Annotated in this window: 5 protein-coding genes; 3 read left to right on the top strand and 2 right to left on the bottom strand. The window is 65.0% G+C overall.

Going from position 1 to position 14,039, the window contains the following annotated elements:
• Positions 1-17 precede the first annotated feature (17 nt).
• Entirely contained in the window at positions 18-569 is a 552-nt protein-coding gene (sufT, locus tag H7A19_08720; protein ID MCP5474909.1) for a putative Fe-S cluster assembly protein SufT, read from the top strand.
• A 352-nt stretch (positions 570-921) separates the two neighbouring features.
• Positions 922-1,416 carry a macro domain-containing protein gene (locus tag H7A19_08715; protein MCP5474908.1) on the top strand — a complete coding sequence of 165 codons (495 nt, stop codon included), beginning with the start codon at positions 922-924 and terminating at the stop codon, positions 1,414-1,416.
• Between the two features lie 210 nt (positions 1,417-1,626).
• Here H7A19_08715 and pbpC read toward each other — a convergent pair whose 3' ends face one another.
• A complete protein-coding gene (pbpC, locus tag H7A19_08710; GenBank protein ID MCP5474907.1) occupies positions 1,627-3,975 on the bottom strand; it encodes a penicillin-binding protein 1C in 2,349 nt (782 codons plus the stop codon).
• Positions 3,976-3,982: 7 nt separating this feature from the next.
• Positions 3,983-8,905 (bottom strand): alpha-2-macroglobulin family protein, encoded by a 4,923-nt coding sequence (locus H7A19_08705; GenBank protein ID MCP5474906.1) that lies wholly within the window; start codon positions 8,903-8,905, stop codon positions 3,983-3,985.
• Positions 8,906-9,305: 400 nt separating this feature from the next.
• Here H7A19_08705 and H7A19_08700 point away from each other — a divergent pair, with 400 nt between their 5' ends.
• On the top strand, positions 9,306-14,033 hold the full coding sequence (locus H7A19_08700) for an autotransporter domain-containing protein (protein ID MCP5474905.1): 4,728 nt from the start codon (positions 9,306-9,308) through the stop codon (positions 14,031-14,033).
• Positions 14,034-14,039 lie beyond the last annotated feature (6 nt).

Raw genomic sequence — 14,039 nt, 5'->3', positions numbered from 1 at the left:
ATGAGATCGCGACCAGCATGTACAGCAGAACCAGCGAACCGGTGAAGTTTGAGAGAGATTGCCAGGCGGTGATGGTGCCCAGCGGTGAAGTGGTCAGCCTGCCGGCGGGCAGTGTCGGCTACATCACCCAGGCCCTGGGCGGCAGTTTCACCGTCTACGTGGAGGGCAATCTGTTCCGGATAGCCGGCACCGATGCCGATGCCATCGGCAAGCCGCCGATGGCGCCACCGGAACTGGCCGAAGGCGCCTCTGATCATGATGTCGAAGTGCTGGTCTGGGAGCAGTTGCGCACCTGCTTCGATCCGGAGATTCCGGTGAACATCGTTGATCTGGGTCTGGTCTACGAATGCAATCTGTTCCGTCTGGACGACGGCCAGCGCCGCGCGGAGATCAAGATGACCCTGACCGCGCCCGGCTGCGGCATGGGCGATACCCTGGTCAGCGATGTGCAGTCCAAGGTGGAGCTGATACCCACCATCAGCGAAGCCGATGTCGAGTTGGTGTTCGATCCGCCCTGGAACCAGAACATGATGAGTGAAGCGGCAAAGCTTGAGACGGGCATGCTTTGACGGGGCACGGGAAGAGCGGGGGCAGGGGAAGAGCAGCCAAAGAGCGGGGCAGGGGGCACGGGAAGAGCGGGGTGCGCTGCGGATCGTGTGACCGGAGTTCCCCATGACACCAGCTCTTGTAGGTCCAGACTTGTCTGGACGCTTTTGGCTTCAACCTGCGGGAAGCGTCCAGACAAGTCTGGACCCACAACAGCACTGAAGCCCGTAGCCTTTTCCCGTGCCCCGTGCCCCGTGCCCCGTGCCCCGTGCCCCGTGCCCCGTGCCTGTTGACCTCGATCAGGGTGTGGTCGTCCCACTTCTCGCAGCATTGCCCGCATCAGCCGGTTTTCGGCGTTACGTCAAAGGGCAGCGCATGATTCGAAACGTCAGTGGGGACATCTTGTTGAGCAAGGCACAGGCCATCGCCCATGGGGTGGCGCCGAATGATCCCTTCAGCCACGGTCTGGCGCACAGCCTGCGCGAGCAATGGCCGGCCATGTACAAGGACTTCCGGCATTTCTGTCAGACCCGTCACCCTGACCCGGGCACGCTCTGGACCTGGAGCGGCGCTGGCGATACGCATCTGATCAACCTGTTCACCCAGGAAGGTGCTTACGGGCACGGTGCCAAACCAGGCCGGGCCACGGTGGCCAATGTCAATCACGCCTTGCGCGCTCTGGCTGCCGAGATTCAGAAGGAAGGCTACCGAAGCGTGGCCTTGCCGCGGCTGGCGACCGGAATCGGTGGGCTCGATTGGGAATCCGTGGCGCCACTGATCGAGACGCATCTGGGAGCGTTGAGTATTCCGGTTGTGGTCTATTCAAGCTTCCAGGCGGGCGTTGCCGCCGATGAGGGGCTGGCGGGCTAGGGAGATAGGGCGAACTGGGGGCTCAACCAAGCCCCCGGTAGCTCAGGCGAGCGCAGCGGCGCAAGGACGCGAGCTCTTGTAGGTCCAGACTTGTCTGGACGCTTCTGGCGACGCGGCGAAAAAGCCTCCAGACAAGTCTGGACCTACAACAGCACCGAAGCCCGTAGCCTTTTCCCGTGCCCCGTGCCCCGTGCCCCGTGCCCCGTGCCCCTACGGATTGAGAATGGTGCGCACGCTGATGCCGTCGTAGCGGCCTGCCGGATCGATGGCCACCAGGCGCTGGTCGCCGGAGTGGTCGAATTCCAGGTCGAGCATGGCCGGGCCTTGGGTCTTGCCGAGATAGCGGTCGTTCAACAGCCAGCGCACTTCGCCATCGGTGCCGAGCGCCTGGACCTGGGTGCGGATGGGGCCGCGGCGATTGCTGGGGGTGCGCAGCACGCTGCCGTCGTTGATGCCGGCGATGCGCAATCCAGTGCTGTATTCGTCGCCGATACAACCGGGCGCCAACGGCGGCAGCTCGGAGCGCCGGCGCAGTCCTGTGGACAGCCAGGGGTAGGCCAATGCCGGCCAGCGAGCCACCGTGATCAGTCGGGAGTCGGGCTTGAGGCAACTGAGGTTCAGACGTTTTCGGCTCACCGGATCGCGCCAGTACTGCAACAGACTGCCCTGCCAGTGGCCGGACTGGCGATCGGCAAAGGTCGGTGGCACGGTGTTGTTGAGCACCCAGGCATCGAGTCGACGATGGCAGAAGCCCGGTTGCTCGGGGTCTGGCTCGGTACCCAGGGGCCAGCAGATTTCGCGCTGGCTGACCGTGACCGGCGGCGCGCCCAGATCCCGGGTCTTGCGGGTGGGCAGGCTGTCGGCCACTTCGATCAGCAGGGGCAGGGCGGTGATCGCGCCGAACTGCCCAGGTTGCGGTGTGCCATCGGGGCGGCCGATCCAGACACCGATGGTGTATTCGGGCGTGACTGCCAGTGCCCAGCTGTCGCGATAGCCGTAGCTGGTGCCGGTCTTCCAGGCCAGGCTGACGCGGCTGGCGGTGTCGTACTGTGCGGTTCCCAGGTTGTCGTTGGGATCGCGCTCGAGCATGCGGCGGACGATGAATGCCGCTCCCGGGCTCATCAGATAGCGCTCGCGCAAGGGATCGCTGGCACTCAGGCGCGGCCGAGCCGAGCGGCCTTCGCGCGCCAGTGCCAGATAGCTGCCGACCAGTTCTTCCAGCGTGGTGGCGCCGCCGCCCAGGATCAGCGACAGATTGGGCGTGGCGCCCTCGGCCATGCGCAGCCGCAGGCCGGCGTTCTCCAGCGTCGAGGCGAAGCGGACCACGCCGACCCGATCCAGCAGATCGACCGCCGGTACGTTCAGGGACAGCCGCAGCGCCTGAGTGGCGCTGACCGGCCCCTGGAAGCGCTCGGCGAAATTGCTGGGTTGGTAGCCATCGAAGGATTGCGGGGCGTCGATCAGCAGGCTCATCGAATGGATCAGCCCCTGATCCAGCGCCATGCCGTAGAGCATCGGCTTCAACGTCGACCCGGGTGAACGGGGTGCCCGGATCATGTCGACATGGCCGGCCCGGTCACTGGCCAGCAGATAGGCTGATCCCACATAGGCGAGCGTCTGTGCACTGCGGTTGTCGACGACCATCACCGCCACCGAGTTGCGCTCCGGCAGCCGTCGCAGCCGCGAGCGCACGCGGGCCTCCACCCGGGTTTGTATCGCCAGATCGATGGTGCTGTGAATGATCGACTCTTCAGGCTGATTCTGGCGCAGTCGCCGTGACAGCAGCGGCGCGACCATGGGCGGGCGCAGGCGGCGGGCGGCCACCTGTTCGATGCGGGCGTCGGCAGCGCGGGCGGCGGACCAGACTCCCTGTGCCACCAGGCGTCCAATGACCTTGTCGCGGGCCTTCTGTGCCCGCTCGGGGTGACGATCCGGCCGCCAGCGGCTGGGTGACTGTGGCAGCACGACCAGCAAGGCTGCCTCGGCGTCGCTGAGACGGTCGGCGGACTTGCCGAGATAGGCATAGCTGGCGGCCTGCACGCCCTCGATCGTGCCACCGAAGGGCGCCAGGTTGAGGTACATCTCCAGGATCTCGGTCTTGCTGAAGCGCCACTCCAGTTGCAGCGCACGCCAGCATTGCTTGAGCTTGCCCAGCGGTGTGTGCGGAATGGCTTCCAGCATGCGCGCGACCTGCATGGTCAGCGTGGAGCCGCCGGAAACGATTTCGCCGTGGAGGCCGGCCTGCGCCAGCGCCCGCAACATACTGGCCGGATTGATGCCCGGATGGTGAAAGAACCAGCGATCCTCGTAATTCAGCAGCGCATCGATGTAGACGGGCGCGACCTGATCGATGCGCACGCGGTAACGCCAGACACCCCCCGCGTCGGCAAAGGCCCGCAGCGGCGATCCGTCTCTCGCCAGCACCAGCGCGCTGCCAGGCGCATCGATCCGTTCCAGCGGCGGCGGATCCAGTCGGTCTGCCAGGAACACGGCTGCGGCGAGGATGAGTGGCAGCCACCACCATCGCCGCATCCAGCCGGGCAGGCGCAAGCCGCGCACGCTCAGCTCATGGCGTGTTCGCCGTCGGCGCCACCACCTTCAGCCGGATTGTGGATGGCGCACCCTGGGCACGCAGCTCCGGGCGGTACATGTCTTCAACGTAGGGCGCTGGAATCAGGTATTCGCCGGGCGATACCGCGCGGACCAGGTAATAGAGATCGACCTCTCCGCCTTGTTCCAGCGACACTGCGGCGACAAATCGGTCTTCGCGATACTCCTGGAAGCGTACATTGGCCGAGTAGCTGCGCCATTCGTCCAGATTCGTGCCCTCGATGACCAGATCGGCCAGTTGCTTGCTGTCCATCAGGTTGAGATTCTCGATTTCCAGACCGCCAGGGAGCGGCGCTTCCACCAGCGTGTCGGGCATGCGCTCGCTGGCCTGCACCTTGATGTGCACGACCAGGCCTTCGCCTTCCTTGAGGGTGTCGCCGGTGAAGACGCTGCCATCATGGCGATACCACTGGCTCTGGATGCGGACGCCGTTGCTGCTCGCCGCCGGCGGGTTTTCGGGGATGCCGACGGTGTCCTGCACCAGATAGTAGCGACTCTTGCTGTCGATCTGCAGCGAGGCGCCGGCGCGCAGGTCTTCGATCACCAGGTCGCGGGTGAACCAGCCGGCACTGGCGAAGCCCTCGGCGATGCCGCCGATCAGCAGCTGGCCGGACAGGCTGCCGCCACTGCCCGACAAGGCCTTGCCGAGCTTCAGCAGGGCCAGGGCGTCGTGGGTGCCGATCCAGCGGCTGGCCTGAGCTTCCTGACCCAGCTTGAGCAGGCGTGCGCCTTGATCATCGGCCAGGAAGCCGTGGGTCACGGCCAGCGCCAGGGCCTCGGCACGGTCGCCGAGTGCGGTGTAGTAATCGCCCCAGTAGTCATTGTTCCGGGCGTAGCGTTTGCCCAAGGCCAGCTTTGCGGCGGCTGCGGCGCGCTCCTGGTCGCCCGACATCTTCAGGGCTACTGCCAGCCGCATCAGCGGCACCGGGCCTCGGGCCTCGTTGCGATTGTTGTCGTAGATGTTGCGCAGCGTGCCCAAGGGTGCCTGGTTGACCCGCGCCAGCACCAGTGCGGCATGGGCATTGAAGGCCAGTCGCACATGGTTGGCGGGATCGCCCCAGACCCGCTCCCAGGCGACCACGCCACCGCTCAGCAGATCTTCGCGCAAGCGCTCCAGCGACTTCTGCAATACCCGGGCAGGCACCGTGAATCCGGCAGCTGCCGCATCCTGCAGGAACTCGACCACATAGGGTGTCATCAGGGGATCGGAGTAGTCGCTGCTGCCCGGCCAGAAGCTGAAGTGGCCGTTGTCCAGCTGCATCGACGCGATGCGGTCGATCGCGTACTGGACGTTGGTCCGGCGCTTCTCGGGATCGAGACTGGCGATACCCAGCGCCTTGCTGCCGGCCTCGTCCAGCAACACGTAGGGATAGCCCTTGCTGGTGGTCTGCTCGATGCAGCCATAGGGGTATTCCATCAGTTCGCCGATCAGGCGCCCGATCGGCAGGGGCACCCGCGTGGACACGCTGGCGCGCGAGCGCACGCTGGCCGGCAGCAGGCCCTGCGTGGACACACCCAGATCGACGCTGCCCGGTCCGGTGAGTTGCTCGACGCGGCTGCGCCGTTCCGGCGCGTAGGGCGAACGCACCGCGATTTCCCAATCGCGGTCGAGACCGATGGCGCCGCCGCGGACCTGCAGCCGGAACTTGCCGACACCGATATCGCCCAGTGCCCGCAGCGGGAATCGCAGGGTGGTGCGCGCATTGTCGGCAAGGCTGACTCGGCGGCTGGCGTCATCGATGGCAATCGGTGAGTCCGCTTCGAACTGCACGTCCAGAGTCTGGGTGGCGCCGGACAGATTCTGCAGGTCCAGCGTCAGCACTGCGCGATCGCCTGGTGCCATGACCCGAGGTGTGCTGACCTCGGCGACCACCGGTGCGCGCACCAGCGTCTCGGTCGAGGCCGAACCGTAGCGATCCTTGCCGAAAGCCAGGGCCGAGACCCTGAGCGCGCCGTTGAAGTCCGGCACCGGCAGGCTGATCTCGGCCTTGCCGGCGGCATCCAGCGCGATCGGCCCGCTGTAGAGATCAACCGTCAGCACCTTGGCTGTGGGTCGACGCGCTTGCGGCAGTCCCGGCACGGCCATGTCGCCACCGAACTTGAGGCGGGCCCGCTCACCGGCCAGCGCCTCGATGATGCGTCCGTAGAGGTCGTAGGCCTCGACCGCGTAGCGGCGTTTGCCGAAGAAGAACTTGACCGCGTCGGGCACTTCGAAACGGGTGATGTTGAGGATGCCCTGATCGACTGCCGAAACCGTCACGAAGGCGTCCTGTCCGGCCAGATCCGGCGCCGACACCGAGACCTTCAGCGCTTCCTGCGGGCGGATGCGCTCGGGCGCCGACACCGCCACTGCGATGCTGCGATCGCTGCGGTCTATGGGCACATGGACAATGCCGACGGCGCGCGAGGGCGTGATCTTGTCAGCGGCCGTGCCGGGCCGGAACACCAGCGCGGTGATGTAGACGTCGTGGCGCTCCCAGGTCGGGGCGACCTCAAGCTTGAGCTCAACGCCGGCGCGCGCATTGAAGCTCTGGCTCTGGATCAGTTGATCGCTCTCGACCAGCAGCAGTCCCGGGCCGTCGTGCGGCGGGGTGACCGTCAGAGTCAGTCGATCACCGGCGCGGTAGCTGCTCTTGTCCAGCGCCAGCTTGACCTTGTCCGGGCGGGCATCGACGCCACGGTTGTCGTCGTCATAACTCCAGCCGGCGGTGAACGGGTAGCGGGTGATCAGGCCGGTGGCCGGATCGGTGATCTCCAGGCGATAGGGTCCCCATTGGACATTGAAGCCGATGCTGCCCGGACTTTCGCCGGGCAGATCCAGACTGCGCTGTTCCACTTCGACGAAGCGCTGGGTGAAATCGACCCGCCAGCCGAGCGCGTTGTCGTAGGTCCAGTTGTAGTCACGATCCTCGCGGATCAGACGCGCCTGCAGGCCGCTGGCTGCCACCCGCTGGCCCTGGGCGTCGACCTTGAGCACTTCAAAGCGGGCCTCCTGACCACCAGAGAGGTTCTCCGGATCGAACAGTGGCCGCACCGCGACCAGTTGCGGCGCCGGCCACAGGGTGCGCTTGAGGATGCGCGACACCGGGCGCCCGCCACTCTCGTACAGGCTGCCGAACAGGGTGACCGCAATCGGCCCGGCCACCGTGCCCGGTTGCAGCTCCAGCGATTGCTGCAATTCGCCCGCGGCATCCAGCGCGGTGTCGACCGCGTCCACCGGTTCCTGGTTGGGCGGATTGACCGGGTCGCCGAACACATAGCCCTTCAGCCCTTCGACCGGATGGGTGTCGACTGCATAACTGAGCTTGCCGGTGAAGCGATTGCCCGCCGCCGGGGCGCCGTAGAGGTAAGCGCCTTCCACGCTGAATTCGAGCGCGTCGCCAGGTTTCAGCGCCGTCTGGGTGCTGTCCAGATTGAGCTTCATGCGCTCGGGAAGAAATTCCTCGATGCGCAGGTTGTAGCCGTAGACCGCGCGCTCGCCGGCGGGATCCGGACTCACGTCCAGTCGCCAGCGCCCGGTGGGCGCATCGCTGGTCATGGCTTTCTCGTAGGCGTAATAGCCGCCCTTGGCGGCCAGCAACTGGCTGCTGGCGTAGGGGCGACCATCCGGCTGGCGCAGGGTCGCAAACAAGGGCTGTTCGCCCTGGATGGGTCGACCGTCGTAGTCGCGCAGCAGTGCCGAGACCCGCAGCGTTTCGCCCGGGCGATAGAGGTCACGGCCCGACCACAGGAACACGCTGAGTTCGGCGGCAGTGTTACCGGCGACATCAAAATCCGACAGATCCAGCGCCGGCTGATTGAAACCCAGCATGGACATCTGCTCGCCACGATGGCCGACCAGCACATGACGGGTATTGATCCGGTAGTTCAGCTCGAGCATGCCGTCGCCGTCACTGACGCCCTTGACGACCACCGCACCGTTGGCATCCAGGATCGACACCTCGACGCCGCTGAGCGCCTCGCCATCGGCCAGCGAGCGTGTCGCCACCCACAGCTTGTCACCATGGACACGGCTGTGGATGCCGATGTCGCTGCGCACGAAGTAGGTGGTCTGGAACTGACTGTCGAACTGGCCGCTCTGCTTGAGCACCGCGAAGTAGACCCCGGGCGCTTCCAGTTCGGCGATCTGGTGTACCGGCAGGTGCGAGACCTTGCGCTCGTTGGCGCTGGCATTGATGACGAAGCGATTCAGATAGACGCTGTCGGCAATCCGCTTCAGTTGATCAAGATCCCAGTAGCCGCGTCGACCGCCGCCCTGAAACTCACTGAGAAAGCGCGGCAAGCTCTCGGCGCGCACCTTGAAGAACTCGACATCGACCTCGTTGATGTTGACGCTGACGATCGGAAGTCCATCAGTGCCGATGCTGGGCAGGATGCTGCCCTGGCTGGCAAAGCCCGCGGCGGGCGGCAGATCGACCGACTGCACCTTGCGCGTAAGCCCTTCGGTCAGGGTGCTGCCATCGGCGGCCACCACGCCCGGCAGCACTTCAACCGTAAATTCTTGTTGCGCCTTGACGTGCGGAAAACGGGCGATGCGCTCGCCGTCGTCGGTGATCCAGGCGCCGTCCACGGCCTTGCCTTCGCTGTCGGTGACCTTCAGGAACTGCCCCAGATCCTGGGCCTGCGCCAGCGGCCGGGTGAAACGCACGGTCAGCGCCGGGCGACCGTCGCTGGCTTCGCCGTTGACCGCGGCAACGGCAAAGCCGCTGGGTGCTTCGATCGCCGTGTCGCTCGTGGGTGCCGACGGCGCCTCGGGCGCGCGCCCGCACGCCACCAGGAGCAGAAGCGATGCCGCCCAGAGCAGCCGTGGCCATGGCTTCCAACACTCCCCGGGTGTCTGAAGTGCTGGGTGGTGGCAATCAGGGGCGAGCATGGACATGGCATGACTCCGGGCAGCAATTCTGGGGACTTCCAGGGTCGGCATTGTAGGGTTTCGGCCATGTCCCGGGGGGTTCACCAAGACCGATTTGCGCGGTCTGCCCGCATCCTGTCTCTCGGCTTCGGCACTCGCAGAAATTGCCGATTGCGAGTGTCCCGAACGGGCCAGATTGTCCGTTTGTTCGGTATCTGATGCGGAAATTGACCTCATGCGCTTGCTACCGCAACGCAATCAGCGTGAAATGCAGCTCAGACACAGATGGTGGTGGGGGAACTTCGTGAATCGAGATGGATGCTTGCGGGCGACGAGACCGCGTCGATGGACCTTGCCCTTGGCCCTTGGCGCCTTGCTAGCGCTATGCCTCGCCGCACCGATGGGTGCTTTTGCTCAATCCGGCGCGATGGCGGACGCAGCCATCGGCAACGCGGTTCGAGGATCCTTTCCGGATCTGACCGTCAGTGTCACTGACGCCCCTGATCCAGTATTTGTCGGTCAGACGGTCGATTACGACATCAGCGTCGGCAACATCGGCACCATCGCTGCGACCATGGTCGATGTGTCGGTGTTCTATTCAGGCGCCTTGACGCCAGTGACGCTGGCGACACCCGGCTGGACCTGCTTCAGCTCCACGGTCATCAGTTGCACCCTCGATTCCGGAAGCATTGCCGTATCAGGCACTGCCCCTTTGCTGCGGCTGCGCTTTACCGCGCCGCCCACCGCGCAAACCGTGCAGGTCGCCGTGACCGCTTCCTCGCTGGATCCGGATTTCGATCCAGCCAACAACACCAACATCACCCAGAACACCCAGGTGGTGAACAGCAATGCCGATCTGAACCTGAGTCTTGCGAGTAGTGCGACATCGGTGGAAGTCGGCACCCCGATCAGTTTCACGGCGAACGTCAGCAACGCAGGGCCGGGAGCGGCTCCATCACTTCAGGTCAGCGGCACGCTCAGCGGGGCCGTGGTGTTCAGCAACTTCAGCGTATCGACCTCCTGGAACTGCACGCACTCGGCCGGCTCCATCAGCTGTCTCTATCAGGGTGGAGCACCTGCCGGCACCTTGGCCAGCGGCTTGAATGCGGCGCCGATCGTCATCAACGGTGTCGCTGGACCTGGGACCGGAAGCGCCACTCTGGGATTGACGGCCAGTTCCTCGGCCAATGACCCGACCCCGGCGACCGCCAACGCCGCCATCGCGGTCACGGCTGCCAGTCCGGGCCTGGTTGACCTGTCCTTGAGCAAGGTTGTAGTGGGCGCCCAGCCGATTCCGCGCAATGTGCCCTTTGTCTTCCGTCTGATCGTCAGCAACGCGATCAACAGCACCCAGACCGGCAGCGGCATCCAGATCAGCGATCCCCTGCCCGCAGGTCTGGTGCTGCAGGGCTTCAGCGGTGCCGGCTGGAACTGCAGTGGCAATGTCAATTGCAGCTATGCGCCGACTCTGGCTGCAGGTCAGAGCAGTGCGCCGCTGGATCTGCAGGTGGTCTATGACAGCGCGGTACCGGCAGGCGGTAGCTCGGTTTCCAATACGGCGACGGTCAGCGGCGCCGAACCCGATCCGGTGTCGGCCAACAATCAAGCTTCGGCGACGGCTTCGATCCGCGGCAGCTCCGACCTGGCCGTGCAACTGAATGCCGTTTCTCCGGTAGTCGCCGGCAGCTCCTTCACCCTGGATCTGGTGGCCACCAATCTGGGGCCGGATCTGGCCGCCAATGTCACTGCGACCGCGATCGTTTCGCCAGGCTTCGGCGTCGGCGTGGTCAGTGGTGGGGCAGGGTGGTCGTGTCTGGCCTCCGGACAGTCGGTGAGCTGCCAACGCGCCACCATGCCGACGGGCAGCAGCACTGCGGCAAGCCTGACGCTGAGCGCGCCTGCCTCGGCCGGCGGGCCTTTCAGTCAGCAGGGCTCGATCAGCTCCGACAACTTCGACGCCGTGACGTCCAACAACTCGGCATTGCTGCCGATCACGGTCACTGCCGCCGTGACGACGCTGAATCTGACCAAGACCGACAGTATCGATCCGGTGGCCGTGGGCATCCCCTACGACTATCTGCTGAGCGTCAGCAACGCCGGAAACATCAGCCAGACCGGTCTGACCATCATTGATACCTTGCCTGCGGATCTCAGCTATCTGAGCTTTGTCGGCGCAGGTTGGAACTGCACCGCCAGCACTGGCGTTCCGGTCGTGGTCAATTGCAGCAATCCGGGGCCCCTGGCGCCCGGAGCCAGCGCCAGTGTGAGTCTGCGCGTGCGCGGCAACGCGACGGGCACCGTGACCAACACTGCCCAGGCCAGCAGCCTGCAGAACACGCTTGGAAGCTCGGCCTCGCAGGCGACGACGATCACGCAGTCGCAATCACTGAGCTTCAGCAAACAGGCGCGGAGCGCTTCGGTCGTGTTGGGGCAGATGGCCGTGTTCGACCTGACCGTGAGCAACGCTGGCCAGAGCGAGGCACTGGGTCTGGTGGTGCTGGATGATTTGCCGTCGGGATTTGATTTCGTGACCGCCAGTAGTGATGGCTGGACCTGCACTTTCAATGCCGGGCGCGTGGACTGCCGCCGGCCCTCACTTGCGGCCGGTGCCAGCAGCACCATCGTGCTGGAAACGCTGCCGACCAGCGCCGGTAGTTTCGTCAATCGCGCGCAGCTGCAGGCGCTGGGGCTGGCACCACAGGCGTCCAATGCGACGGTTACGGTTACCAACACGCCGCCGCCCGGCAGTGCCGACCTGGCCCTGGAGATGAGTGACAGCGCCGATCCGGCAACCGCTGGCACGCCGTTCAACTATCTGATCCGGGTGCGAAATCTGGGGCCGGGTACGGCCAGCGGCATACGCGTGGTCAACAGCCCCTCGTTGAACCTCGCGGTGCTGGGCAGCAGTTCACCGGGCTGGACCTGTCCCTTGGTGGGAACGTCCGAATGTACTCTGGCGGAACCGCTGGCGCCGGGTGCAGAGTCGCTGCTGAGCTTGAGGGTGCGCGCCGACGGGGCCGGTACGGCCAGCAACAGCGCTACCGTTTCCGCGTCCGAGGCCGATCCGGTCAGCGCCAACAACAGCGCCCAGGAAAGCACCCAGATTGTCGGCGTACAGCCAAATGCTGCGGATCTCAGTCTGAGTCTGTCCGGTCCTGCGTCGGCCGCGGCGGGTGACATCGTCGATCTGGCTGCCGACGTGCTCAATCTGGGGCCGTCCGCAGCCGCCAATGTTCTGGTACGCGCGCGCAGCAACGGAGACTTCACCATTCAGAGTGGATCGGGCGGCGGCTTCTCCTGTGTGCCGGCGGGCGGTGGCGTGGACTGCCGGCTGACCTCACTGGCAGCGGGCGCCAGTGCGGCCCTCAATCTGCGCGCTCAGCTTGGGGTCGCGGCCAGCGCTTCGGTGCAGGCGCTGCTTGATGTGAATTCGGCATTGACGGACCCCAATCCGGCCGACAATTCCGCAGTCGCCCAGATCACCGTGACGCAGACGCCACCACCGCCTGAATCGGCGGATCTCGGCATCAGTCAGACGGTCAGTGACGATCCGCTCGCCTTTGCCCAGCGCTACAGCTACAGCGTGACGGTCAGCAATCTGGGGCCCGCCGCGGCGCAGGAAGTGCTGATCACCGAGATCCTGCCGGTAGGCACCACGCTGATCTCGGCTTCCGGGGCGGGTTTGACCTGCACGGGTGCGGGCACGGTGCTCTGTCGGGCCAGCGCACCGCTGTCCTCTGGTCAACAACTGCAGCTGACCGTGACCGTCGATGCCCCCAATGAGCGGGCGACGCTCAGCAACGAGGTGTCAGTGTCAGCCACCACGGCGGATCCGGTACTTGGCAACAACCGCTCCTTGCTGAGCACCGAGGTGCTGCCGCCGGAAGGCTCCGAGGCGAGTGATTCGCTGATGCAGACCACGCTGGGAGATACGCTGGCAAGTGATGCGGTCAATCCAGTCGTCGACCTTTGCGACGGCTCCACAGGGCAGGTGTCGGCCCTTTGTGACGCCTTGTTCCAGGATGCCGCCAACGGCAACAATGCAGAGGTCAGCAGTGCCCTGCGCGCGCTCTATCCAGAAGAAGTGTTGTCCCAGCACGCGTCCCTGAACCAGCTCTCGAATACGCAGTCATTCAATCTTGATGCCCGCTTGAGCCAGTTGCACAGCGGTGGCGGTACCGGCGTCAATCTGGGTGGGCTCAACGTCATCAACGGCACCCAGTCCATTCCCATCGCCCTGCTGCAGAGTCTGTTCCAGAATGCCGACGAACCGGAGATCGGTGGCCCCGGCGACCTCATCAGTCCGTGGGGTTTCTTCGTGAACGGAACCATCAGTCGCGGCGATCAGAACGTCAATGGCAGCAACCGAGAGGTAGTGCTGGACTTTGACTCCATTGGTGTGACCGCCGGCGTGGACTACCGGCGCAGTGCGCGCTGGGTGATGGGCGCGGCTGTGGGCTTCGACAAGTTCAATTCGGCCCTCACCGATGATGGCAAGCTGGAGACCCGTGCGCTGACGCTGAGCGGCTACAGTGCCTACTACCTGAACGACCTGACCTATCTCGATACCCGCTTGAGCTACGGTCGGGTTAACCTTGACCAGACGCGGCGCCTGCGGGTCAACCTCACCGGTTTCACGCTGGACGAAACGCTGACCAGCGACACCCAGGCCAATCAACTGACGCTGGCGACCAGTCTGGGGCATCACTTCACGCGGGGTGCGTGGACCTTCACGCCGAACGGTTTCGTGCGTTACATGCGCAGCACGGTCGACGGTTTCAGCGAGCGCGGCAGTGATTTTGCGGTGCGCTACGGCGACCAGACGGTCAGTTCGCTGGTACTTGGTGCCGGCATACAGGTCAATCGTGTGATCAGTCTGTCGAACGGGGTGCTGACGCCGCAGTTCGATCTGATCTGGAATCATGAAAGCCGAAACAACGACACCGTCATTGATGCCAGTTTCGTCAGTGGCGATCCGGGTGAATTCTTCAGCCTGTCACCGGAGGAGCCCGACAAGAGCTACGGTAGCGTGGGCATCGGGCTGGTCTATGTGCTGGCCAATGGCAAACAGGCCTATCTGCAATGGCGCGAGAGCGTCGGCGTGGATGGATTGAGTCGCTCGACGGTGAACCTGGGCGCCCGTTTCGAGTTCTAACTACGG

It is taken from the genome of Rhodanobacteraceae bacterium (assembly GCA_024234055.1).
GTDB lineage: Bacteria > Pseudomonadota > Gammaproteobacteria > Xanthomonadales > SZUA-5 > JADKFD01.
This window is presented reverse-complemented; position numbering and strand designations above follow the sequence as displayed.

What these genes read in the sequence shown, in the direction of transcription:
- sufT (MCP5474909.1), top strand. Translation starts at nt 18, where the DNA reads ATGTACAGCAGAACCAGCGAACCGGTGAAGTTTGAGAGAGATTGCCAG.
- H7A19_08715 (MCP5474908.1), top strand. Translation starts at nt 922, where the DNA reads ATGATTCGAAACGTCAGTGGGGACATCTTGTTGAGCAAGGCACAGGCC.
- H7A19_08705 (MCP5474906.1), bottom strand. Translation starts at nt 8,905, where the DNA reads ATGTCCATGCTCGCCCCTGATTGCCACCACCCAGCACTTCAGACACCC.
- H7A19_08700 (MCP5474905.1), top strand. Translation starts at nt 9,306, where the DNA reads ATGGCGGACGCAGCCATCGGCAACGCGGTTCGAGGATCCTTTCCGGAT.